21 protein-coding genes are annotated in these 25,077 nt (G+C 56.1%); 9 read left to right on the top strand and 12 right to left on the bottom strand.

The window, feature by feature from the left end:
- The first annotated feature begins 17 nt into the window (after positions 1 to 17).
- Positions 18 to 839 (top strand): serine O-acetyltransferase, encoded by an 822-nt coding sequence (gene cysE / locus ACMGGM_RS14060; RefSeq protein ID WP_008502718.1) that lies wholly within the window; start codon positions 18 to 20, stop codon positions 837 to 839.
- Here cysE and trmL read toward each other — a convergent pair.
- The 9 genes from trmL to ACMGGM_RS14105 form a co-directional block, all read right to left on the bottom strand.
- Positions 836 to 1,309, bottom strand: a complete 474-nt coding sequence (gene trmL, locus ACMGGM_RS14065) for a tRNA (uridine(34)/cytosine(34)/5-carboxymethylaminomethyluridine(34)-2'-O)-methyltransferase TrmL (protein WP_014882010.1) — start codon at positions 1,307 to 1,309, stop codon at positions 836 to 838. The genes cysE and trmL overlap by 4 nt on opposite strands.
- A 45-nt stretch (positions 1,310 to 1,354) precedes the next feature.
- Positions 1,355 to 2,695 (bottom strand): MFS transporter, encoded by a 1,341-nt coding sequence (locus tag ACMGGM_RS14070; protein WP_014882011.1) that lies wholly within the window; start codon positions 2,693 to 2,695, stop codon positions 1,355 to 1,357.
- A 183-nt stretch (positions 2,696 to 2,878) separates the two neighbouring features.
- Positions 2,879 to 4,066 carry an FMN-dependent L-lactate dehydrogenase LldD gene (lldD, locus tag ACMGGM_RS14075; protein ID WP_063944024.1) on the bottom strand — a complete coding sequence of 396 codons (1,188 nt, stop codon included), beginning with the start codon at positions 4,064 to 4,066 and terminating at the stop codon, positions 2,879 to 2,881.
- Positions 4,063 to 4,836 carry a transcriptional regulator LldR gene (gene lldR / locus ACMGGM_RS14080; protein WP_032635334.1) on the bottom strand — a complete coding sequence of 258 codons (774 nt, stop codon included), beginning with the start codon at positions 4,834 to 4,836 and terminating at the stop codon, positions 4,063 to 4,065. Before lldR ends, lldD begins: the two co-directional genes overlap by 4 nt.
- Positions 4,833 to 6,488 (bottom strand): L-lactate permease, encoded by a 1,656-nt coding sequence (gene lldP / locus ACMGGM_RS14085; RefSeq protein ID WP_014882014.1) that lies wholly within the window; start codon positions 6,486 to 6,488, stop codon positions 4,833 to 4,835. Before lldP ends, lldR begins: the two co-directional genes overlap by 4 nt.
- A gap of 271 nt (positions 6,489 to 6,759) precedes the next feature.
- Positions 6,760 to 7,122, bottom strand: coding sequence for a YibL family ribosome-associated protein (locus tag ACMGGM_RS14090; protein WP_014882015.1), 363 nt, complete (start codon positions 7,120 to 7,122; stop codon positions 6,760 to 6,762).
- 58 nt (positions 7,123 to 7,180) lie between these two features.
- Complete coding sequence (gene mtlR, locus ACMGGM_RS14095; RefSeq protein ID WP_023331737.1) at positions 7,181 to 7,771, bottom strand: mannitol operon repressor MtlR; 591 nt, start codon at positions 7,769 to 7,771, stop codon at positions 7,181 to 7,183.
- Entirely contained in the window at positions 7,768 to 8,916 is a 1,149-nt protein-coding gene (gene mtlD / locus ACMGGM_RS14100) for a mannitol-1-phosphate 5-dehydrogenase (protein WP_048339381.1), read from the bottom strand. Before mtlD ends, mtlR begins: the two co-directional genes overlap by 4 nt.
- Positions 8,917 to 9,017: 101 nt before the next feature.
- Positions 9,018 to 10,925: a PTS mannitol transporter subunit IICBA gene (locus ACMGGM_RS14105; protein WP_014882018.1), complete on the bottom strand. Its 1,908-nt coding sequence runs from the start codon at positions 10,923 to 10,925 to the stop codon at positions 9,018 to 9,020.
- A gap of 661 nt (positions 10,926 to 11,586) precedes the next feature.
- Here ACMGGM_RS14105 and ACMGGM_RS14110 point away from each other — a divergent pair.
- The 6 genes from ACMGGM_RS14110 to aldB all read left to right on the top strand — a co-directional run bounded on the left by ACMGGM_RS14110 (position 11,587) and on the right by aldB (position 18,739).
- Positions 11,587 to 11,943: a DUF3302 domain-containing protein gene (locus tag ACMGGM_RS14110; RefSeq protein ID WP_014882019.1), complete on the top strand. Its 357-nt coding sequence runs from the start codon at positions 11,587 to 11,589 to the stop codon at positions 11,941 to 11,943.
- A 2-nt stretch (positions 11,944 to 11,945) separates the two neighbouring features.
- On the top strand, positions 11,946 to 13,082 hold the full coding sequence (locus ACMGGM_RS14115; protein ID WP_014882020.1) for an HlyD family secretion protein: 1,137 nt from the start codon (positions 11,946 to 11,948) through the stop codon (positions 13,080 to 13,082).
- Between the two features lie 90 nt (positions 13,083 to 13,172).
- Complete coding sequence (locus tag ACMGGM_RS14120; protein ID WP_014882021.1) at positions 13,173 to 13,781, top strand: glutathione S-transferase; 609 nt, start codon at positions 13,173 to 13,175, stop codon at positions 13,779 to 13,781.
- Between the two features lie 103 nt (positions 13,782 to 13,884).
- Complete coding sequence (selA, locus tag ACMGGM_RS14125) at positions 13,885 to 15,270, top strand: L-seryl-tRNA(Sec) selenium transferase (protein WP_014882022.1); 1,386 nt, start codon at positions 13,885 to 13,887, stop codon at positions 15,268 to 15,270.
- Positions 15,267 to 17,114, top strand: coding sequence for a selenocysteine-specific translation elongation factor (gene selB / locus ACMGGM_RS14130; protein WP_057057600.1), 1,848 nt, complete (start codon positions 15,267 to 15,269; stop codon positions 17,112 to 17,114). The genes selA and selB overlap by 4 nt, the downstream gene beginning before the upstream one ends.
- 86 nt (positions 17,115 to 17,200) lie before the next feature.
- Positions 17,201 to 18,739, top strand: a complete 1,539-nt coding sequence (aldB, locus tag ACMGGM_RS14135) for an aldehyde dehydrogenase AldB (RefSeq protein ID WP_014882024.1) — start codon at positions 17,201 to 17,203, stop codon at positions 18,737 to 18,739.
- On the opposite strand, the gene ACMGGM_RS14140 is transcribed toward aldB, so the two are convergent.
- The gene (locus ACMGGM_RS14140; protein WP_059361794.1) at positions 18,736 to 19,701 is read right to left on the bottom strand and encodes a LysR family transcriptional regulator; all 966 of its coding nucleotides are present in this window, start codon (positions 19,699 to 19,701) and stop codon (positions 18,736 to 18,738) included. The genes aldB and ACMGGM_RS14140 overlap by 4 nt on opposite strands.
- Positions 19,702 to 19,817: 116 nt before the next feature.
- Between ACMGGM_RS14140 and ACMGGM_RS14145 the strand changes: the two genes are divergently transcribed.
- On the top strand, positions 19,818 to 20,558 hold the full coding sequence (locus ACMGGM_RS14145) for a MipA/OmpV family protein (protein WP_014882026.1): 741 nt from the start codon (positions 19,818 to 19,820) through the stop codon (positions 20,556 to 20,558).
- A gap of 74 nt (positions 20,559 to 20,632) precedes the next feature.
- Here the strand turns inward: ACMGGM_RS14145 and ACMGGM_RS14150 are convergent, their stop codons facing one another.
- Positions 20,633 to 22,582, bottom strand: coding sequence for a glycoside hydrolase family 127 protein (locus ACMGGM_RS14150; protein WP_063944026.1), 1,950 nt, complete (start codon positions 22,580 to 22,582; stop codon positions 20,633 to 20,635).
- A gap of 10 nt (positions 22,583 to 22,592) precedes the next feature.
- Positions 22,593 to 23,993: an MFS transporter gene (locus ACMGGM_RS14155; protein ID WP_063944028.1), complete on the bottom strand. Its 1,401-nt coding sequence runs from the start codon at positions 23,991 to 23,993 to the stop codon at positions 22,593 to 22,595.
- Positions 23,994 to 24,218: 225 nt separating this feature from the next.
- Here ACMGGM_RS14155 and ACMGGM_RS14160 point away from each other — a divergent pair, with 225 nt between their 5' ends.
- On the top strand, positions 24,219 to 25,028 hold the full coding sequence (locus ACMGGM_RS14160) for an AraC family transcriptional regulator (protein ID WP_014882029.1): 810 nt from the start codon (positions 24,219 to 24,221) through the stop codon (positions 25,026 to 25,028).
- The last annotated feature ends 49 nt before the right edge of the window (positions 25,029 to 25,077 follow it).

Below are 25,077 nucleotides of genomic sequence, written 5' to 3' on the forward strand. Positions count from 1 at the left end.
ATCGTCTGGAGTAAGCAATGCCGTGTGAAGAACTGGATATCGTCTGGAACAATATTAAAGCCGAAGCCCGGGCGCTGGCCGACTGTGAGCCTATGCTGGCCAGTTTTTACCACGCTACGCTACTCAAACACGAAAACCTTGGCAGTGCTCTCAGCTACATGCTCGCCAACAAGCTGGCTTCCTCGATTATGCCTGCTATCGCCATCCGCGAAGTTGTGGAGGAGGCATACGCCGCTGACCCGGAAATGATCGCCTCTGCCGCCTGTGATATTCAGGCCGTGCGTACGCGTGACCCGGCGGTAGATAAATACTCTACGCCTCTGCTATACCTGAAAGGCTTCCACGCCCTGCAGGCGTATCGCATCGGCCACTGGCTATGGAATGAAGGCCGCCGCGCGCTGGCAATCTTCCTGCAAAATCAGGTCTCCGTGACCTTCCAGGTCGATATTCACCCGGCAGCGAAAATTGGCCGTGGAATTATGCTCGACCACGCCACCGGCATTGTTGTGGGTGAGACGGCGGTGATTGAAGACGACGTTTCGATCCTGCAGTCGGTTACCCTTGGCGGTACCGGTAAAACCAGCGGCGATCGCCATCCGAAAATTCGTGAAGGGGTGATGATTGGCGCGGGTGCCAAAATCCTCGGCAACATCGAAGTCGGACGCGGCGCGAAGATTGGCGCAGGGTCGGTTGTGCTCCAGCCGGTTCCGCCGCACACCACCGCGGCTGGCGTACCGGCGCGTATCGTCGGCAAACCAGACAGCGATAAGCCGTCCATGGATATGGATCAGCACTTCAACGGTATCCACCATACGTTTGAGTATGGTGACGGCATTTAACTTCTGAGAATGGCGCCCGGGTACCCCAGCTGGCGCCATGCTTCATACACCACCACCGACACCGCGTTCGACAGGTTCATGCTGCGGCTGTCCGGCATCATCGGAATACGGATTTTCTGCTCAGCGGGCAGGGCATCCAGAATCGTGGCTGGCAGGCCGCGGGTTTCCGGGCCAAACATCAGATAGTCACCGTCCTGATAGCTCACGGCGCTGTGCGCTGGCGTGCCTTTGGTGGTCAGGGCGAACATGCGCTGCGGCTTTTCGCTTTCCAGAAACGCGGCGTAATCATGATGGCGCACGACGGCAGTAAATTCATGGTAATCCAGCCCCGCGCGACGCAGACGCTTGTCGTCCCACGTAAAGCCCATCGGCTCAATGATGTGCAGACGAAAGCCGGTGTTGGCACACAGGCGGATGATATTGCCGGTATTCGGCGGAATTTCTGGTTCGAATAAAACGATGTTAAGCATGCTGCCCCCTTAATTGCGGGGGCAGAATAGCAGAAAAGTGAGGATTTACGCGACGCCAGGTTCCTGCGCACGGCAACGCAGCATTTTGTAGCACGTTGCCGCTGCGGCGACCAGGGCAGGCACGCTGAGGATCATCAAAATACTGTCCGCCTGCCACTGCAGGGAAAGCAGCTGAGCGCTGGTCATGGTTCCCGCCACGCCGCCAAAGCGGCCGATCCCCTGCATCCAGGCAATACCCGTTGCGCGGCACTCTGTTGGGTAAAAAGTCGCTGCCAGGGTTTGCATGCCCGATTGCGCCCCGTTCATCGCGATCCCCATCAGGAAAATCAACCCGCCAAACAGGGCGATATGATTATGCTCAATGCCCAGTAACAGAATGAGACCCATTGTCAGCACAAAGCCACCCGCGACCACTTTGTGTGCCTCCCAGCGATCCATCATCCAGCCCGCGAGCAGAATGCCTGCGGTACCGCCGAAGGTGAACAGCGAGGTGAGCCAGGCGGATTCCGCCAGCGCATAGCCCATCCCCTGCATCAGGGTCGGCATCCAGCTCAGCAGGACGTAGTAAATCACCAGCCCCATAAAGTAGGTGACCCACAGCATTAGTGTGCCGGGCAGCCAGGGCATGGAGAAGAGCTGCGCCACGCTCCCTTTTCTAGAAGCGACTTTTTCCTCTGCCAGGAAAAAGCCGGTAACGCTCTCCAGGGTACTGCGGCTGAACCGGCTGGCGATACGGCGGATCTGCATGACGTCCTTCCCGCGCTGCACCAGAAACTTCACCGACTCCGGCAAAAACAGCGCCAGCAGCAGCGTCAAAATCAGCGGCGCAATTGCACCCGTCAGCAGCACGCTTCGCCAGCCATGGTGGGGAATAAGCCACGAAGAGATCGCACCGCCCCCTGCGGCACCCAGAGGGAAGCCGCAGTACATGGTATTAATCGCCATGGCGCGGCAGCGCTGGGGGGCGAACTCCGAAATCAGCGTAATGGCGTTTGGCATTGCGGCACCGAGGCCAAGGCCCGTCAGAAAGCGCCACAGCGTCAGCGTGTTCAGAGTTTGCGCCCAGGCCGTGCCCAGGCTTGCAAGGCCGAAGAACAGGCAGGAGAAGACCAGCACGCGCTTGCGCCCCATCTTGTCCGATACCGGGCCTGCAATGAGGGCACCCAGCGACAAGCCCAGCAGGGCTGCGCTCAGCACCGGCCCCAGATCCTGTTTATGTATCCCCCATTCTGCCGATAGCGTAGGGGCGATGTAACCCATTGCTGCGGTATCAAATCCATCGATCGCCAGAACCAGAAAGCCCAGTACGATAAGAAGCCAGTGAAACCCTGAAAAGGGACTCTCATCGATCACCTGCTGAATATCCACCTTGCCTGAATACGTCATATGCTCCTCTCCGATGTGATGTTGTTTTTGTGTTCTTGTATTTGCTTGTCTATACAATTGCGGAGGGAGCAAATATGTCAAATTTTCTTATTCAATTTGTTATCTAAGTGTTATTTCTGGCAAAAAAAAAGCGCCCGAAGGGGGAACCGGGCGCGTGAACAGCGGTGTTAACAGGAGGGGTATTCAGGCAGCGTTTCCCTGCGCAAGGGGAGCCAGCGCCGCCGGTAATCGACTTAACTCCTGCACCAGAGAGTCTTTGCTGATTTCGCTAATGGTTTTCGCACCGGTCAGCGTCATCGCGACTTTCATCTCTTTTTCGATCAGGTCAAGCAGGTTCGCCACGCCAGCCTGACCCGACGTCGCCAGCGCGTACAGATACGCACGGCCCAGCAGCACGCTGTCGGCGCCAAGCGCGATCATGCGTACCACGTCCAGCCCGTTGCGAATGCCGCTGTCGGCCAGAATCGTGATATCGCCTTTCACCGCATCGGCAATGGCGGGCAGCGCGCGTGCGGAGGAGAGCACACCGTCGAGCTGACGCCCGCCGTGGTTTGAAACCACAATGCCGTCTGCGCCAAAACGTACCGCGTCGCGGGCATCTTCCGGGTCGAGGATCCCTTTGATCACCATCGGGCCGTCCCAGAATTCGCGGATCCACTCCAGGTCTTTCCAGGAGATGGACGGATCGAAGTTGTTCGCCAGCCAGCCGATGTAATCTTCCAGCCCGGTCGGTTTACCGAGGTAAGCCGAGATATTGCCCAGATCGTGCGGACGTCCGTTCAGACCCACATCCCACGCCCACTGCGGGTGCGTCACCGCCTGCCAGTAGCGGCGCAGAGCGGCATTCGGGCCGCTCATGCCGGAGTGGGCGTCGCGGTAGCGCGCGCCCGGCGTTGGCATATCGACGGTAAAGACCAGCGTGGAACAGCCCGCCGCTTTGGCGCGCTCCAGCGCGTTGCGCATAAAACCGCGATCGCGCAGGACGTACAGCTGGAACCACATCGGACGCTTGATGGTCGGCGCGACCTCTTCAATCGGGCAGACGGAGACGGTAGAGAGGGTAAACGGAATACCTTTGGCATCCGCGGCCGCCGCCGCCTGCACTTCGCCACGACGGGCGTACATACCGCACAGGCCGACGGGGGCGAGGGCGACCGGCATGGAGAGCGTTTCGTTGAACAGCGTCGTCTCAAGGCTCAGGTCAGACATATTCTTCAGCACGCGCTGACGCAGGGCCACCTCTGACAAGTCTTCCACATTGCGGCGCAGGGTGTATTCGGCATACGCCCCGCCGTCGATGTAGTGGAACAGGAACGGGGGCAAAATGCGCTGCGCCGCGGCGCGATAGTCACTGGCTGCTGAAATGATCATGCTTTGTTCTCCCTGGAAATATCACTCTCGCCAGGCAGACGGGTAATACGCGCCTGTCGGGCCTGGTCTTCATCGAATCGTTTAATGGTGGTGTGAACGAAGCCGAGATGCGCCATCATCGCCTTGCGTGCGGCCTCGGCATCACCGGCCAGAATGGCGTTAAGCACCGCCTCGTGTTGTTCAGTCAGTTGGGCAAACACCGGCGGAACCAGGTACATGCGCTGGCGGCTTTGTTTGACAGAGGATTGCAGCAGGTCGAAGAACCCGCGCATGGTCTGGAGCAGAACCACATTGTGCGACGCTTCGGCAATGGCCAGGTGAAAACGCACGTCAGCCTGGGAGGCGATATCCGGGTCGCTGCTTTGCGTGGCCTCAAAGCAGGCTTTGAGCTTCTCTTTGTCGGCCTCGGTTGCCCGCATGGCCGCATGCCAGGCGGTGCTGGTCTCGATGGCGTGACGCGCTTCGAGGATGTCAAAGCTGTAGTCCGGGTCATTTTCCATCAGCGTCTTCAGCGGCTGAACGATGTTTTGCTCGGACCAGTCGTCATGCTGCCAGCGCACAAAGGTGCCGCCGCCGCGACGGCTCACCAGTACCCCTTCGCTGACCAGCGTGGCCAGCGCTTCACGCAGGGAATTACGCGATACACCAAGCTGGGCGGCGAGCTGGCGTTCAGCGGGCAACTTCATGCCCGCTTCCAGCTGTTGTTCTTCAATCAGCGCCCGTACGCGAGAGGCTATCTCGTCGGACAGGCGTCTGGGCATCACTATCATGGGATCATCCAGGTTAAGACATAAGCCTGCAGGGTGGTGATCACCCCGACCATGCAGGTGAATATCAGGCTGTGTTTCACGGTAAAGCGGAACAGATCCGACTCTTTACCGACCAGTCCCACCGCCGCACAGGCAATGGCGATGGATTGCGGGGAGATCATTTTCCCGGTCACGCCGCCGGTGGTGTTCGCAGCGACCAGCAGGACATCCGACACGCCAATCTGCTGGGCCGCCGTAGCCTGCAGTGCAGCAAACAGGGCGTTCGACGAGGTATCTGACCCGGTCAGGAACACACCCAGCCAGCCGAGGAACGGTGAGAAGAAGGTGAAGGCGTGGCTGGTATGGGCCAGCGCCAGTGCCAGCGTCGATGACAGGCCGGAGTAGTTCGAGATAAACGCGAACGCCAGCACCATGCCGATGGAGTAAATCGGCAGCATCAGCTCTTTAATCGTCGCTGCGAAGGTCTGCACCGCGGCGGCAGGCTTCATGCGCAGCCACACCACGGAAAGGATCGCGGCAAACAGGATGGCGGTCCCGGTGGCGGAGAACCAGTCGAACTTATAGACCGCGGCATACGGTGTGGCGGCATGCACGACTGGCGGCATGCGGGCGACCATTTTGTCGAGGAACGGCACGGAGATGTTAATCACCATGTCGTACAGCGCGCCGCCCGGGGCGAACAGGGCTTTAAACGGCGGGATGCTCCACAGCGTTACCGTTGCGGTCAGGAACAGGAACGGTGACCAGGCACGGATCACCTGCCCTGCGGTATAGCCCGTGCGTGCCAGGGTTTGATCGACCTGCGAGGCACCCATGTCGGCGAAGCGGAAAATACGTACCGGCTGCCAGCGTTTCAGGAACAGGGTCAGGCAGACCAGCGAGACCAGCGACGAGATAATGTCCGGCAGCTCCGGACCGAGGAAGTTTGAGCTCAGGTATTGCGCGATGGCGAACGAACCGCCCGCCACCATTACAGCAGGCCACGTCTCTTTCACGCCGCGCCAGCCGTCCATAATCGCCATGATCCAGAACAGCACGATGATGGTCAGGAACGGCAGCTGGCGACCCACCATCTGGCCGATCTCAAAGCTATCCAGCCCGGTCACCTGCCCGGCGACCAGAATCGGAATCCCCATTGCGCCAAACGCCACCGGGGCGGTATTCACAATCAGGCACAGGCCCGCGGCATAAAGCGGGTTAAAGCCGAGGCCCACCAGCAGAGCGGCCGTAATGGCGACCGGTGCGCCAAATCCGGCGGCACCTTCCAAAAACGCCCCGAAGGAGAAGCCGACAATCAGCATCTGCAGGCGCTGGTCCGGCGTGATGGAGAGAATCGACGAGCGAATGATGTCGAACTGCCCGGTTTTCACCGAAATTTTATAGACAAAGACAGCGGCGATGATGATCCACGCAATTGGCCACAGACCGTAGAAGAAACCGTAGACAACGGAGGCCAGCGCGCGATCGACCGGCATTTTGTAGAAGAACAGCGCCACCAGCAGAGCGATGGCAACGGTGTACGTCGCGGCAAGGTAGCCCTTCAGCTTGAGCTTAATCAGCGCAAAGAAGAAGAACAGGATTGGAAGCGATGCGATCAGGCTCGACAGCCAGATATTTCCGGCCGGGTCGTAGTTTTGTTGCCAGAGGCTCATGCAGGTCTCCTGGGGACCAGATAACCTGCGCGGCGGGTGAGTCTCCGCTCATCTCTGCATCACAGGTTATGTAAAAGTGGTCCTGCCAATGTTGTGTTGTAGGGTTAATGACAATGAATGGTTAATCAGATGTTATGGGGTAGCAATGGTTTTGTGAGCGGAAATAATGGAATTGTGAACCAGGGGAGGATTGATTGCGCAATTGGTTGGACCAATTCATGCGAAGGGGAAAAGAGTAGGCCGGGTAAGCGCAGCGCCACCCGGCATGAAATCAGAATGCGGTCTTACAAAAACCCGTCATCTCTTTCAGGCCCATTTCACGGCCAAGCTCGGTCATCGGGTGTACGACCACCAGGCCACGGACGCTTTTCTTCAGCTTGCCCATGTCAGCCTGTTCTTTTTTAGTGATTGCGCGGCGGTGTGGCATGTTCATCAGCTTCTGCGCTTCGTTGCTCAGCTTCTGGCCTTTTACTTCGCGCAGGCGCTCGATCTCTGCCTCCAGCTTCGCGGTCTCTTTCTCCAGCTCGGCGTACTTCTCGGCGGAATCGACCAGTGACAGACCCGCCATCTGGTGACGGATCAGATCCAGGCGGTCGCTCAGGCGTTTAATTTCGTTCTTTTCGACTTCTTTCATGACAAATAACTCTGAAAACGGGGAATTTACAGGGAAGGATACACCAATGTGAGCAGGCTTACTTCTGAAACGCTTTTTTTAAGCTGATCCGGGAAATCAGCTCAGTCAGGGAAAGGACCATCGTGGAGCGGACAACCTGCTGATAACGCAGCTTTTGCATCGCGTATAGCTCAGGGTCGCTGCTGTCGAAATGAGGGGCAGGGGGCAGCGCGGCCACGCAGTGCAACTCGCCGAAGGGCCCCAGGATCTCATCATCGGTAAAGGCGTATTCGTTACCGTCATGATTGAGCTCCTCACGTAGCGCCATTAACAGCTCTGCATCTTCGTACTCTTGCCGGTTCAGCACGCCAAGACCGTAAATCAGCTTCAGACGCACCGATAAATCGCCCAGCGGTCCATCGCCGTCCAGTAACGGTTCTACAGCATATTTTACCGCGTAGTCGTCTTTGCGAAACACCTGAAGCACCAGGATATTTACCGCCTCGGTTAACAGCTCGACGGCGGCAATCAGGAAGCTTCGTACGGTTTTGCCAGCATTCAGACGCTCAAGCACACGATTTTCAAAGGCCTGGGTTTGTTCCATTATTGCCTGCATATCTGACAATCTGTTATCTGGGCGCAGACTAACCTGCGCCACACTGTGCATCATTTGGTTGCGTTGTATGCGTTAACCGCCTCCACAACCACGTCGCTATTGGCGTCCAGACCGGAAATCTGCGCCAGCGCAGCCTGCGCGCCTTTGTCATCAATCAGCTGAGCCAGCTCGATCGCCTGCGGGTCCTGATCGCTGCGGTAGTGCATTGCAGCGGCAATCCCTTTCACCAGGTTGGCATGCGGCAGACCGTATTCCAGCGTGCCGAGCAGCGGCTTAATCAGACGGTCGCCTGCACTCAGCTTACGCAGCGGTTGACGTCCCACGCGCTCAACATCATCTTTCAGATACGGGTTTTCAAAGCGACCGAGGATTTTCTGGATGTAGGCTGCGTGTTTATCAGCATCAAAACCGTAGCGTTTGATCAGCACCGCGCCGCTCTCTTCCATGGCCCCTTTTACCACCGCGCGGATTTTCTCATCGAGGATCGCATCGCGAATGGTCTGATGACCGGCCAATTTTCCGAGGTACGCGGTTATAGCATGCCCGGTGTTCAGCGTGAAGAGTTTGCGTTCGACAAATGCCATCAGGTTATCGGTTAATTCCATTCCCGGAATGGTCGGCAGCGCACCTTTAAACTGAGTTTTATCGACGATCCACTCGCTGAAGGTTTCCACGGTCACTTCCAGCGGGTCGTGGGTGGCGGATGCTGACGGCGGAACGATGCGGTCCACGGCGGAATCCACAAACCCAACGTGCGCGTCGACCCAGGCTTTATCCTCGTCAGCCACGGCCGCCATGACATGGTCTTTCAGCTGTGTGGTGCCGCGTACCATGTTTTCACAGGCGATGATGTTCAGCGGGGTGTCGATGCTCTGCGCTTTACGTTTTGCCAGGCCTTTAGCCACCGCCGGGGCGATACGCTCCAGAACCACCGGGCCTACCGCCGTGGTGATAAGGTCAACGCTGGCAATCAGGTCGATTACGTCGTCGCCAATGCTGCTGACCGCGTTCACGCCTGAGACGGTATCGACCTGCTCGTTTTCGCCCACCACATGGACCTGATAGCTATGACGGGCATTCAGGGCATCCAGGACCACCTGATTCACATCGGCGAACGTCAGCGTAATGCCCGCGTCTGCCAGCAGTTTGCCGATAAAACCACGACCGATGTTACCTGCGCCAAAATGTAATGCTTTCATAGTGTTAACCTTCATCAATGTTTTTACCCGAGAGGGCTGGGGTGAGGAGCTTTCTCCCCCTCACCCTAGCCCTCTCCCCGGGGGAGAGGGAAGAGGCGCTGTTATTTGTTCAGCAGTGCCAGAACTTCTTCAACGCTGGTGGTTTTGGCCAGACGCTCGATAACGGACTCATCGTCCAGGGCGTTGGTCAGGCTGGTGATCACCTGGATATGCTCGTTGTTGCGAGCGGCGATACCAATCACCAGACGGGCGATGTCATCTTCTTCTTCACCGAAGCGTACGCCATCAGGATACTGACAGAACACCACACCGGTTTTCAGCACGCGGTCTTTCGCCTCAACGGTACCGTGTGGAACCGCGATGGATTCACCGAGATAGGTCGGGGTCAGTTTTTCGCGTTCCAACATCGCATCGACATATTCAGGCTGAACGTAACCGCCTTTTACCAGCTGTTCACCGGCAAAGCGAATCGCTTCTTCTTTAGTAGCCGCGGTACGGCCGAGGAAGATGTTCTCCGCACCCAGTTTAAACAGGTGGGCATTACTCTCGTCAAAGCTATCCTGCAGGCTGGTGCGCACTTTCACTTCGTTATCTTCATGACGCTGCGCGGCAACCAGACGTTCTGTCAGGCTGGTGTACAGGCCGCTGTCGAGGAAGTTAGTCAGCGAAATGTGCTGTGCCTGCGGTACCTGACGCATGGCGCGTTCGGTCAGATCGCGGTGGGTGATCACCAGGTCAACGTCCGGCGGCAGACTGTTAATTGCGCTGTTGGTCACGGAGATGTTGGTCAGGCCCGCATCCTGTACTTTCTTACGCAGCACGCCGGCACCCATTGCACTGGAGCCCATACCGGCATCACAAGCAACGATGATTTTACGCACGTGGCTCAGGTCGTTAGAGACATCGCCAGCCGCCAGCGGGGTCGCGCCTTTGGATTCCGCCTTCATGTCGTGCATACGGCGGGTTGCCGCTTCGATATCGTCATCTTCTTTCACTTTGCTGGTTTTCAGCAGGATAGAAGAAACCACGAAGGAGACCGCCATGGCCGCACAGATAGCCGCGATGTTAGCGAAGTAGGCACCTTTCGGGGTCATCGCCAGCACGGCCAGGATAGAGCCTGGAGAAGCAGGAGAGACCAGACCGCCGCCCAGCACGCTCAGGGTGAACACGCCGGTCATACCGCCGAGGATAACGGCCAGGATCAGGCGTGGGTTCATCAGCACGTACGGGAAGTAAATTTCGTGGATACCGCCCAGGAAGTGGATGATAGCCGCACCGCCAGCAGACTGCTTAGCGCTACCGCGACCAAAGAACATGTATGCCAGCAGAACGCCCATACCCGGACCTGGGTTCGCTTCAATCAGGAAGAAGATGGACTTGCCGAGATCGTGAGACTGCTGAATACCCAGCGGCGAGAAGATACCGTGGTTGATGGCGTTATTAAGGAACAGAATTTTCGCCGGTTCAACGAAGATAGACGCCAGCGGCAGCATGTCGTGCGCCACCATAAAGTTAACGCCTGCCGCCAGAATTTTGGACAGCACTTCAACCGCAGGACCAATGCCGAGGAACGCCAGAATCGCGAGGATCATCCCGATGATGCCCGCAGAGAAGTTGTTCACCAGCATTTCGAAGCCGGATTTGATCTTACCATCTACCCAGACGTCGAATTTCTTAATCGCCCAGCCGCCCAGAGGACCGGCAATCATGGCACCGAGGAACATCGGCATATCCGCACCGACGATAACACCCATTGTGGTGATGGCACCCACAACGCCACCACGGTCACCGCCTACCAGACGACCACCGGTGAAACCGATCAGCAGCGGCAGGAGGTAAGTAATCATAGGGCCAACAAGTTTCGCCAGCGTTTCGTTAGGCAACCACCCTGTCGGAATGAACAATGCGGTGATAATACCCCACGCGATAAACGCGCCGATATTTGGCATCACCATGTTGCTGAGGAAACGACCAAAGCTTTGGACTTTGATCTTGAAATCGGATGACATAAAACACCCCTTCTTATGTTTACGCTTAGGCTTGCGGCCCGAGGTTTATCGTTAATGTGCGGCGGCAGAGGTAGCCGGGCCCTGTTCTGATGCTGTGAAATCTGGCACTGAATCGTTCAACTGTCCAGACAGTGAAAATTTGTGTGATATGTGTCACGTAAATGTAGGGGGTGTGGCATTCAATGACGTGATCTGAATCACAAAATTAGTGGGTAAAAAAAATACGATGGCGAAAAACAAAGCAAAAACTACGCGTTTCTGTGATTGTGATCTCATTTTTGTTTTGTGGGTTTGTTTCTGGATTGTGACTGAATTCACAAAATATTTTTATGCAGATTTCTCTGGCTGTGATCGGCGGCAAACTCTGCTTTGCGAATTGGCGTCAGGATAGTCTTGAGTGACACGTAAAGCTAAAAAACCACTTTTCATGTGTGGTATGGCGAAAAGTTAAAAGGTGGATTACGCTCATAATGTAAGGTTAAGTATATTATTATTCAGGTTATATTTTGACACGTTTATAAACTTGCATGGAGATATTATAAAAACCGATACTCCCCGGCTCTGAAATAACCAGTGTGCCTTTTAAATTTAAAAATAAATTAATTAGGCTGCGTGCTGTTTTATTCGTTTAATGAGTTGACGTTGTTTAAGTGAGGAAAATATGTTTCTCAACTATTTTGCGTTGGGCGTATTGATTTTTGTATTTCTGGTGCTTTTTTACGGGATTATCGCTATTCATGATATCCCTTATAATATGGCTAAAAAACGTAATCATCCCCATGCCGATGCGATTCATACGGCAGGCTGGATTAGCCTGTTCACCCTCCATGCCATCTGGCCGTTTCTGTGGATTTGGGCCACGCTCTACCGTGAAGATCGCGGTTGGGGCATGCAGAACCACATTACAAAGCCAGATGAGGTCCCGGGCATGGATGCGCTGTCCAAACGCGTGGCCGAATTAGAACAAAAGCTGGCGGCGGTACAGCCCACTGCTGATCAGAACACGCTGGAGCGCTAATCATGGATCTGTTGATTATTTTGACCTATGTGGCATTTGCCTGGGCGATCTTTAAAATATTCCGCATTCCGGTAAATCAGTGGACGCTCGCCACCGCAACATTGGGCGGGGTATTTATTGTTGCCGGACTGATTCTGTTAATGAACTATAACCATCCGTATACCTTTACGGCGCAAAAAGCGGTTATTTCCATTCCGATTACACCGCAGGTGACGGGCGTGGTCACCGAAGTGACTGATAAAAACAACCAGCTCATTAAAAAAGGCGAAGTATTATTTAAACTTGATCCGGGCCGCTACCAGGCGCGGGTCGACAGACTCAAGGCCGATCTGGTCACCGCAACCCATAATATCGATAGCCTGAAAGCGCAGCTTGCAGAAGCCGTCGCTAATACCACGCGCGTCTCGGCAGAGCGTGACCGCCTGTATAAAGATTATCAGCGTTACCTGAAAGGCAGCCGGGCGAAGGTGAACCCGTTTTCTGAAAGCGATATCGACAACGCGCGGCAGAACTATCTGGCGCAGGATGCACTGGTGAAAGGTTCTGTGGCTGAACAGACGCAGATTCAAAGTCAGTTAGACAGCATGGTGAACGGTGAACAGTCGCAGATTGCCTCATTACGCGCCCAGCTTGCCGAAGCGAAATACAATCTCGATCAGACCGTGGTGCGCGCGCCGAGCAACGGCTATATCACCCAGGTGCTGATCCGTCCGGGGACCTATGCCGCCGCGTTACCTCTGCGTCCGGTCATGGTCTTTATTCCGGAACAGAAACGTCAGATTGTGGCGCAGTTCCGCCAGAACTCGCTGCTGCGTCTTAAGCCGGGTGATGAAGCAGAAGTGGTGTTTAATGCGCTGCCGGGCCAGGTATTTACCGGGAAACTCACCAGCGTCCTGCCGGTGGTGCCGGGAGGGTCGTACCAGGCGCAGGGGGCGTTGCAGGCATTGACCGTCACACCGGGCACGGATGGCGTACAGGCGCTGATTGAACTGGAGCCTAACGCCGACGTCGATGCGCTACCAGACGGTATCTATGCCCAGGTGGCGGTCTATTCAGACCATTTCGCCCACGTCTCGGTGATGCGTAAAGTGTTGCTGCGCATGACCAGCTGGATGCACTACCTCTACCTCGATCATTAATCCCGCCAGGGCAGTAATGCGACATCCATACCTGCCCTTTTTTCATCCCGTGATCCATACTGACCTTTTTCCGGCATCAAGGATCAGGCAATGAAACTCATCGGTAGCTACACCAGTCCCTTCGTGCGAAAAATCTCGATTCTCCTGCTGGAGAAAGGGATGACATTCGAATTCGTCAATGAACAGCCCTACAACGCTGAAAACGGCGTCGCGCAGTACAACCCGCTGGGAAAAGTTCCGGCGCTGGTGACGGACGAGGGTGAATATTGGTTCGACTCCCCGATTATTGCGGAGTATATCGAGCTGCTGGGCGTGGCCCCGGCAATGCTGCCGGCTGACCCAAAAGCGGCGCTGGCGGTGAAGCAGATTGAAGCCCTGGCCGATGGCATTATGGATGCGGCGCTGACTTCCGTGCGTGAGCAGGCAAGGCCCGCCGCACAGCAGTCAGAAAACGAACTGCTGCGCCAGCGGGAAAAAATCAACCGCAGTCTGGATATGTGCGAACAGCTCATCCGGGAGGGAAAAATTCACACCGATAGCCTGAACCTGGCCACCATCGCCATTGCCTGCGCCATCGGGTATCTCAATTTCCGCCGCGTGTCCCCCGGCTGGTGCGTTGACCGACCGTTGCTGGTGAAGCTGGCTGAAACGCTCTTTAGCCGAGAGAGCTTTGCCCGTACCGAACCGCCAAAGGCTTGACGCGGGTTATAACACTTCGCTGCAGGAGGCGGTACAATCTCTCCACATGTTAACTCCCTCTCCCGTCGGGAGGGGGGAAGATATTTACTCGCCAGGCGCTTTCATGACTACTCATCATTCGCTCTACAGCCAGATCCCCGCTACCGATCGTCTTCTTCGCGAACCTCGCATTCATGCTGTTGTGGAGCGTTTCGGCCATACCGCGACGGTTGAGATGTTACGCCTGCTTCAGGACGAAGCCCGATGCGCCATTCAGGCAGAAAATAGCTTGCCCGACTGGTGTAGCGCGTGGGAGCTGGAAGTGGAACATCGGCTGGACAAGAACGCGCAAAGCGCATTACGCCCGGTGATCAACCTTACCGGTACCGTGCTGCACACCAACCTGGGCCGCGCGCAGCAGGCGGAAGAGGCCGTGGCTGCGGTCGGGCAGGCCATGCGAACGCCGGTGACGCTGGAGTACGATCTGGACGGCGCAGGACGCGGGCATCGCGATCGTGCCCTGGCGGATCTGCTGTGCCAGCTGACCGGTGCAGAAGATGCCTGCATTGTGAATAACAACGCCGCAGCGGTGCTGCTAATGCTGGCGGCCACCGCCAGTGGCAAAGAGGTGGTGGTATCCCGCGGCGAGCTGGTGGAAATTGGCGGGGCGTTTCGCATTCCGGACGTGATGCGCCAGGCGGGCTGCACGCTGCATGAGGTCGGTACCACCAACCGTACCCATGCGAAAGATTATCGCGCTGCGGTGAATGAAAACACCGCCCTGCTGATGAAGGTTCACACCAGCAATTATCAGATTGAAGGCTTCACCAAAACGGTTGATGAGGCCGAGCTGGCGGAAATTGGGCGCGAACTGAATATCCCGGTGATTGCCGATCTCGGCAGCGGTTCGCTGGTGGACCTGAGCCAGTACGGCTTGCCAAAAGAACCGATGCCGCAAGAGATGATTGCGGCGGGCGTCAGCCTGGTGAGTTTTTCCGGCGACAAACTGCTGGGCGGGCCGCAGGCCGGAATTATCGTCGGCAAACGCGAGCTGATTGCCCGGCTGCAGCAGCATCCGCTCAAGCGCGCCCTGCGAGCCGATAAAATGACCCTTGCCGCGCTGGATGCGACGCTGCGGCTCTATCTCCATCCGGAGAAGCTGGCCGACCGCCTGCCTGTGCTGCGTCTCTTAACCCGTGATGCCGCCTCGATTCGTGCGCAGGCCGAGTTATTGCTGCCGCGCATCGCCCCGCACTACCCTGATTTTGACGTTCGGATTGAGCCCTGCCAGTCGCAGATTGGCAGCGGTTCGCTGCCGGTGGACAGGCTGCCGAGCGAAGCGCTCACGTTTACCCCGCGTGACGGGCGCGGCAGCCACCTGGAGGCCCTGTCGTTACGCTGGCGCGCCATGCCTGTGCCGGTTATCGGGCGGATTTACGATGGACGAATGTGGCTGGATCTGCGCTGCCTTGATGATGAAGAGCGATTTCTGGAGATGTTGTTGAAATGATTATTGCCACCGCCGGTCATGTCGACCACGGAAAAACTACGTTGCTGCAGGCGATTACTGGCATAAACGCCGATCGTCTGCCGGAAGAGAAAAAGCGCGGCATGACCATCGACCTGGGCTATGCCTACTGGCCCCAGCCAGACGGCCGCGTGCTGGGTTTTATTGATGTACCAGGGCACGAGAAGTTTCTGTCTAACATGCTGGCGGGGGTGGGGGGTATCGATCATGCCCTGCTGGTCGTGGCCTGCGATGACGGCGTGATGGCGCAAACCCGCGAGCATTTGGCAATCCTCCAGCTGACCGGCAACCCGCAGCTGACCGTAGCGCTGACGAAAGCTGACCGCGTGGATGACGCGCGCGTCGGCGAGGTGCGCGAAGGGGTGCAGGCCACCTTACGGGAGTATGGCTTTGCCGATGCGCCGATTTTTGTCACCGTGGCCACCGAAGGCCGCGGCATCGACGAACTTCGTCACCATTTGCAGCAACTGACGTCACGTGACCACGCAAGTCATCATCGCTTCCGTCTGGCGATTGATCGGGCATTTACCGTAAAAGGGGCGGGCCTGGTGGTCACCGGTACCGCGTTGAGCGGTGAAGTGAAGGTGGGCGATAGCCTGTGGCTGACGGGCGTTAACAAACCGATGCGCGTGCGCGGCTTACATGCACAGAACCAGCCCGCAGAGCAGGCGCATGCCGGGCAGCGGATCGCGCTGAATATTGCCGGAGATGCGGAAAAAGAGCAGCTTAACCGCGGCGACTGGCTGCTGGCCGATGCTCCGCCAGAGCCGTCTGAACGCGTGATTGTCTCTCTGCAGACGAATGTGCCGCTGACTCAGTGGCAGCCGCTGCATATTCACCACGCGGCCAGCCATATCACCGGACGCGTGTCGCTGCTGGAAAACGATCTTGCTGAACTGGTTTTCGATTCACCGCTCTGGCTTGCAGACAACGACCGTCTGGTTCTGCGGGATATCTCCGCGCGGGAAACGCTGGCCGGGGCACGGGTGGTGGCGCTTAACTCGCCGCGACGCGGCAAGCGTAAACCGGAATATCTGCAATGGCTGGCCGCGCTGGCACAGGCCCCTGATGATAACGCCGCGCTGCGGGTGCATCTCGATCGCGGTGCGGTGAACCTGGGTGATTTTGCCTGGGCACGCCAGCTGAGCAGGGAAGGATTAGACCCGTTGACCCGGCAGCCGGGCTTTATTCAGGCCGGTAATAGTCTGTTGAATGCCCCGGTTGCCGCACGCTGGCAGCGTAAAATACTCACCACTCTCGCGACGTATCATGAACAGCATCAGGATGAGCCTGGTCCGGGGCGTGAGCGTCTGCGCCGCATGGCGCTGCCGATGGAAGACGATGCGCTGGTGCTGCTGCTGATTGAAAACATGCGCGAAAGCGGGGTGATTAAAAGCCACCACGGCTGGCTGCACCTGCCGGATCACAAAGCCGGATTCACCGCAGAGCAGGAGGTTATCTGGCAGAAAGTGGCTTCGCTGTTTGGTGATGAGCCGTGGTGGGTTCGCGATCTGGCGCGCGAAACGAACACCGACGAGCAGGCGATGCGTCAGGTATTGCGGCACGCTGCGCAGCAGGGGCTGATAGTTGCGATCGTGAAAGATCGTTATTACCGTAACGATCGCATTGTGGCGTTTGCTAACCTGATCCGCGAGCTGGATCAGGCGCGCGGCTCCACCTGTGCAGCCGATTTTCGCGATCGGCTGAACGTAGGGCGCAAGCTGGCGATTCAGATCCTGGAGTATTTCAACCGTATTGGGTTTACGCGTCGCCGCGGTAACGACCATGTCCTGCGAGATTCGTTATTATTTCCTGAAACTCCGTGACCCCCGTCGTAAACACCGTTACCGGTTGGCGAGAAAATCGCCAGCCGGGACTACCCTTGTTGTACACCAACAGCAAGGAGACGGTCATGACAAACAATCCTCCCTCTTCGCGTATCCAGCCTGGCGAGTATGGTTTTCCCCTCAAGCTAAAGCCTCGTTATGACAACTTTATTGGCGGCGACTGGGTGGCCCCCGTCGACGGCGAATACTATTCCAACCTGACCCCCGTTACCGGCCAGCCGCTGTGTGAAATAGCCAGCTCCGGCAAGCGCGATATCGATCTGGCGCTGGATGCGGCGCACAACGCGAAAGACAAATGGGGGCATACCTCCGTTCAGGATCGGGCAGCCATTCTGTTCAAAATCGCTGACCGGATGGAGCAGAATCTGGAACTGCTGGCGACGGCAGAAACCTGGGATAACGGCAAGCCGATCCGGGAAACGATGGCGGCAGACGTGCCGCTGGCCATTGACCACTTCCGCTATTTTGCCTCCTGTATTCGCGCTCAGGAGGGCGGAATCAGCGAGGTCGACAGCGACACCGTGGCGTATCACTTCCACGAACCGCTGGGCGTGGTAGGGCAAATTATTCCGTGGAACTTTCCGCTGCTGATGGCGAGCTGGAAAATGGCGCCCGCGCTGGCAGCAGGCAACTGCATTGTGCTCAAACCGGCGCGTCTGACCCCGCTTTCGGTTCTGCTGCTGATGGAAATCGTTGGCGATCTCCTGCCGCCGGGCGTGATTAACGTGGTGAACGGTGCGGGTGGCGAGATAGGGGAGTATCTGGCTACGTCTAAACGTATCGCCAAAGTGGCATTTACCGGGTCGACGGAAGTGGGCCAGCAGATCATGCAGTACGCCACCCAGAACATCATTCCGGTGACGCTTGAGCTCGGGGGAAAATCCCCGAACATCTTCTTTGCAGACGTGATGGAAGAAGAGGATGCCTTCTTCGATAAAGCCCTGGAAGGGTTTGCGCTGTTTGCGTTTAACCAGGGTGAAGTCTGTACCTGCCCGAGTCGCGCGCTGGTGCAGGAGTCTATCTATGAACGCTTCATGGAGCGCGCCATTCGCCGCGTCGAATCTATCCGCAGCGGGAACCCGCTCGATAACGTTACGCAGATGGGGGCGCAGGTCTCACATGGACAGCTGGAGACCATCCTCAACTACATTGATATCGGCAAGAAAGAGGGCGCAGATATCCTGACCGGCGGACGCCGTAAGGTACTTGGTGGCGATCTGCAGGACGGGTATTACCTTGAGCCGACGATCCTGTTTGGCAAGAACAACATGCGCGTCTTCCAGGAGGAGATTTTCGGACCGGTACTGGCGGTGACCACCTTCAAAACGATGGAGGAGGCACTGGAGATTGCCAACGACACGCCGTATGGCCTGGGGGCAGGCGTCTGGAGCCGCAACGGTAATCTGGCCTATAAAATGGGCCGGGGCATTCAGGCCGGGCGCGTCTGGACCAACTGCTATCACGCCTATCCGGCACACGCCGCATTTGGGGGTTATAAGCAATCCGGCATCGGGCGTGAAACCCACAAGATGATGCTGGAGCATTACCAGCAGACGAAATGTTTGCTGGTCAGCTACTCCGATAAACCGCTGGGCCTGTTCTAGTCGCCCTGCTCAGGCCGTCCCTGGGCGGCCTGAGCAATTTGCTGGCGCAGGCAATTGAGGACGCCATCAAGGACGTACTGCACACGCCAGGGCTGGTATTCACGTTTGCGGAATATCGCGGTCAGATCGAGCCACCACTCTTCCTGATGCGGGAAGCAGGGAACCAGCATGCCTTGCGCTAATTCTTTTTTCAGGCTCTCTTTAGGTGCGAATACGATGCCAAGATTATTTCTTGCCAGCTCCAGCGCCGTCTGCGTGTTGTCGCAAATATAATTTCCGGTCACCCTGTAATCTTGCACGTTATCACTACCATGGGTACGAAAACGCCAGATATTTGCATCGTCGACCAGCATGGAATCGATCAGAATACATGAGTGATTAATTAAATCGTCAGGTCCGGCTAATGGATGGTTATTCAAATATTCCTGGGTGGCGAATGCCGTAACGGAATATTTTGTTAATACGCTGGCGACCAGACTTCCATCTTTTGGTTGTGCATAGGTAATTAAAATATCGCAGTCATCCGGGAAGGAAACGCCTTCTGAAAATTCATTGCGGTCCAGGTTGTACGTTTTCAGGGAGATACGAATGTCGCCGATGTCTTTTATCTGATGGATGACATGGCGCGCGAGGTAGGTGACAATTCCCGTGGGCGCGTAAAGGGTCACTTTGCCCCGCTTTTCATGCTTATAATCGGCAATGAAATTCACGAGCTGATCGTTTTTGTCCAGCGAAGCGTCAATATAGGGAAGTAACGCTTCACCAAACTGAGTAAGCGCAAGCTGACGGGTCGTGCGCTCAAAAACCTTTAGTCCAACCCGCGCTTCAAAATCAGAGAGATATTTACTGACGTTAGCCTGCGCCATACCCAACAGGGCAGCAGCATCACCAATGCTGTGAGTGGCGGCGATGACGGAGATTATTTTTAATTCGCGTGGCTTTAGCTGTAATTTACTCATCATGCGTGCCCATCTATATCATTATATATATAATATTATATAAACCGCAGCGTTGCATTGGCAAATTTGTAACCATTATTATTCGCCCCGCTTGTTTGGCGTTTAAATGGATTACTTTGATGACTATTAAATACAATTTACTTATCGCTGCCACGTTATTTGCAGCTACGTCTGCAATGGCCGGTGACTTTTCAATAGGGGCGGGGGCTGTATTTAATGAGTCGCCTTATAAGGGGTATAACGAAAATACCACTGCGGTGCCGTTAATCAGTTACGAAAGCGATCGTTTTTATGTGCGCCAGACCACGGGCGGCTGGATCCTGTGGAAAGACGCAAAAAATGAACTCAGCCTGACCGCATCGTGGATGCCGTTGCATTTTGATCCCGATGACAATGACGACCATCAGATGAAACAGCTTGATGAGCGTAAGGCGTCCGCTTTCCTCGGTGGCGCGTACTATCACCACGAAAGCTGGGGTTCTTTGAAAGTGGCGGTCTCTGGCGATGCCACGGATGAAAGCGGCGGCATGATTGGAGAAGTCTCCTACTTTCGACCCATCAGGATGGAACGTCTGACCCTGACGCCATCTGTGGGTGTTTTTTATACCGACGAAAGCTATAACGACTACTACTACGGCGTATCCGGCAACGAGTCTCGCCGCTCAGGTCTGAAGCAATACACCGCCGGTGACAGCTGGACGCCATACGTTGGCCTGGCGGCTAAATATCAGTTAACCCAGAAGCTGTACCTTAACGCCAGCGCGGTCTACACCGTGTTGCCTGACGACGTGAAGAACAGCCCGATGATCGACCGCGACGACAGCTTCGTGCTGATGACCGGGCTGACCTGGCGCTTCTGATACGTTAAAGCCGGTTTACTCCCTCTCCCCGTGGGTGTGTACAGTCCGGGGGGAGGGCAACGGACCGCAAATATTCAGCCTTCATCCACCCATATCCGCATCTCCCCTTCTCCCCGGTTTGCCCAACTGAACCAGGGAATAAAGGTCAGCGTCTGGGGCTGACGCTGTACTGGCGAGCGATCGTACTGCCACAGCGCATCCGTATCCTTCGCGTGATAACCGCGCCCCTCCGCCTGTATCAACATTTTGTGCGCGAAAATGCCTTTGCCTTCAAATACCCGGAACGCACTGTTTTCAGGCAAAGAGAGGTTATGCAGATTTGCGCCGTTATCAGCTTCTTCCAGACAGTAAACCAGGGGCCCGCGCTGAAGCGCAACTTTACCTGCCTGCTGGCGCACCAGCGGGTTACCGTACACGCGGCGAACCGGCATAGGGAGTGTCAGAGTCAGCGTGTCGCCCTCATGCCAGCAACGGTTGAGGTAAAGATATCCACGAACGACCTCCCCGGTGACGCGTTCACCATTCAGCGAAACAGCCGGTTCGGCGCACCAGTCCGGCAGTCGCAGGGCCAGCGTGTGAGTCACCGGAACAGGCGAGGTTATTTCGATGGTCACCTGATCCTGCCACGGATAGTTACCGCTAATACGTAGCCGGAGTGTGTTTTCATCAATCTGTATGGCGACATCGTTCCCCACATACAGGTTGATCAACAGGGCATCCGGGCGAACGGTATAAATGTAATGTCCCAGTGAGGTCAGCACGCGGGCGATATTCGGCGGACAGCAGGCGCAGCCGAACCATCGCTGGCGGACGGGCTTCACGTGATCGTAGATATGGTTGAACGCCAGCGTTTTCGGATGTACCTCCAGCGGGTTCACATAGAAGAAGTGTTTTCCGTCCAGCGCCATGCCACCGAGTACCGTGTTGTATAACGCGCGCTCCATCACATCGGCATAGTGGCTATCTGCCTCCATCTCGAGCATCCGGCGTGCAAACATCATCAGGCCAATGGAGGCGCAGCTTTCCGCGTACACCGTATCGTTGGGCAGATCGTAATCGCTGCTGAACGCCTCGCCGCTACTTTGCGAGCCAATCCCGCCGGTAATGTACAGCTGGCGCTGCGCCATGTTATTCCACAGCCGCAGGCAGTCCTGGCGTTTACCTTCGTCGCCGCTCAGGCGCGCCAGATGCGCCATGCCCGCCATCAGGTAGACAAAGCGTACCGCATGGCCGATGGCCGTTTGTTGTTCAGCAAGAGGTTGATGTGCCTGGCTGTAGGCTTTGTCCTTGACCATCCACGCAGGTCCATAGGTATTCCAGTATGACGTTTTGCCACGCTTCTCGTACTCGATATCGTAGAAGTGAGGCTGGGTGCCGCGTTCCTCAATAAAGTATTTCACCAGATTGAGGTAGCGTGGTTCCTCCGTGACGTCGTACAGCCGCATCAGCGCCAGCTCGATTTCCGGATGGCCAGGATAACCGTGCAGCTGCGTTTCGCCAGGGCCAAACACGCTGTCGATATGGTCTGCCAGCCTGCACACCACATCCAGCAGGTTGCGTTTACCGGTTCCCTGAAACCAGGCCACGCCAGCCTCAATCATATGCCCGGCGCAGTACAGCTCGTGGCATTCGGCCAGATTGGTCCAGCGCGCCTCGGGGGCCTTAACCGTAAAGTACGTATTGAGATAGCCATCTTCACACTGTGCTGCGGCAATCAGTTCAATGACCTCGTCGGCGGTTTTTTCCAGTTCAGCATCCGGTTTCTGGCATAGCGACCACGCCACGGCCTCCAGCCATTTCGCCACGTCGCTGTCCTGAAACACCATCCCGTAGAATTCACCCTCTTCCAGACCCGCGGCAATGCGGAAGTTGGTGATGGCGTGGCTGGGTTCAGCCTCTGCCACGCGATCGTTCAGCGCATCCCACTGGTAGGGGATCACCACATCACGGACCAGTCGTTGATACTGCCCGAGAAACGGGTCATTGATTTTCAGTTGGTGCAGATCGGGTTCCATTACGGACATCGTATTCTCCTCAGGAAGGGACATGACGCTGGCGCAGATCGGTGGCAATGCGCGACATCAGTGGATTGTTAAGCCTGCACCAGCGGATAGTGACCGCCAGCAGCAGATGGAAAAGGGCAGGCAGCAGTGTCTCCATGGCGGTGATGCCCTGTAACGAGGCTGGCGTCTGGTTACCCATGCCCGGCTGATAGGCTACGGTGATAAACACCAGGCTGATGATCCCGGCGCTGGATGCCCATGCGAGCTTGATGAAAAACAGGTTGAAGGCGAAGTTCATGCCCGATGAGCGCACGCCGTTTTTCCATTCACCGTAGTCATCGGCAAAAGCCATCAGCGAGAAGTGCAGTGGCAGGGTAAAACCGAGGATCACGCCGTTGCTTAAAATAATCACCAGCCAGAGCGTCTGGTGCGCCGGGCCTCCCGGCAGAAACCACATGCCCACCGCAAGCGCAGCGAGCACCAGGTTGGTGTAGTAGTAGAGTTTGACGGTATCAATACGACGCGACAGCGGATTGACGATCACCGCACCCAGAATGGCCGCAAAAGTCACCATCGTGAAAAACAGCGAGGTATAGGCCGTGCTGCCCTGCAGGACGTAGGTGATGAAGTACATGTATCCGCCGCCGCGAATGTTGAAAACGTTGATCAGCAGAAACGACATCACCAGCATCAGGAGCAGTTGATCGTTTTTACGCAGGCCCGCAAGGTGCTCGCGTAAGGTGAATTTACCCATCAGCGCCAGCGGAACGCGCTCGCGAACCCAGAAGAAGCAGCAGAGAAACATCACCACGGCGACAGCACACAGGACGCCGACGCCAAGCTGATAACCCTTTGCGGCATCGCCCTGACCGAGCTCCGCGACCAGCCATGGCAATCCCACAGAGACCAGAAATCCCGCCACGCCGCACAGCACAAAGCGCCATGACTGGCAGGCGATCACCTCGTTGTGTCGGGTAGTCATGGTGTTAATCAGCGCGCAGTAGGGCACGTTAATGGCGGTATAACCAACGGACAACAGCAAATAGGTACCAAACGCCCAGGCGATTTTCACCCCCATGCTGGCTTCCGGTACGGTGAACGTCAGCACGCCAATCACCCAGATGGGGAGCGCCACCCATAGCTGCCAGGGACGAAAACGTCCCCAGCGGCTCTGCGTGCGGTCAGCAATCACGCCCATCACCGGATCGGAGATGGCATCAAACACACGAAGAGCAATAAATAGCGTGCCCACGAGCGCGGGAGTGAGGCCAAAGACATCGGTATAGAAAAAGGTCAGGAAATTCATGATCAGGCAGGTAATTACCGTCCCGCCCGCATCACCCAGGCCGTAGCCAATTTTTTCGCGGACGGACAGCCGGTCATCTGCCGCCCCTTGTGTCACGTCTGATTCAGTAATCGGTGTGGAAGTCATGAAGTAACTCCTCGATGAACGAATTTATTATCGTATTTATGCAAGGTACCCATTTATTCTGCATTGAACGGCAAGGCCAACAAGGGAAGGGAAAAGTATAAAAAGGTGACGATTCCGACCTGATGAAGAAAATGTGATTTCGATCGGACAGTTATTCAGATATTAGTTAATAATCAATGTGTAAATTGAATATTGATGGCAATAAAAGCGGAATGGTGAATATCCATGCTCGAATTATCCATAGCGCTTCCGATTAAGGTCCAAAATGGCGGGCTATTTATTTCCCGGGGCGTGGGTCGCCATCCTGCGCGGAAATTAACATCGTGGGAGATTATTTTTGTCGAAAAAGGGACATTAACGATCCAGGAAGAAAATACGGTGTTTGAGGTGCGTGCAGGGGAGACGTTACTGCTTTGGCCTGACAGGCGACACGTGGGCGTAGGCGAATTCCCTGTCGATCTTAAATTTTACTGGCTGCATTTTGAGATTGAACATTACCCCTCTTCACAACCCAATCTGGCGATAGAACAGCATTGTCGCGTGAGGGACGCCCAGTCTGTCATTTCTCTTTTCCGCCAGTTCTTAAGCGAGCAGGAGAAATTACAGCGAACCATGGCGCTTGAAATCATTTTACTGCTGATCTTACAGCAAATTTCCCGTCCTTCCGGATATGAAGACAGCGCCAATGAAGCCGGTGCGGCCATGGCGTGGAAGGCGAAACAGCTTATTCGCACACAGTTTCATTTACCGCTTTCAACGTCGCTACTGGCAAAAGAACTGCACTGCAATGCGGATTATCTCGGGCGAGTATTTCGCCGGACATTTCATTTAACCCTGACGGAGGCCATTCATCGCCAGCGTGTCCGGGCGGCAGAAAAATTACTGCTCAACGAGGCCGCATCATTAACCGAAGTAGCGACACGCTGCGGTTTTAATGATGTGGGCTATTTTCGACAGATTTTTTCTAAGCACACCGGTCTAACGCCCGCCGTCTGGAAACGGCGGTACTGTAAAGAGCATATTAATTCTGGTTGACCTGCCTCGGGGTCGCCAGATTATGCCCGCTGTGCAGCATCATCTGGCG

The sequence above is a fragment of the Enterobacter sp. BNK-14 genome, from assembly GCF_047456095.1.
GTDB lineage: Bacteria > Pseudomonadota > Gammaproteobacteria > Enterobacterales > Enterobacteriaceae > Enterobacter > Enterobacter kobei.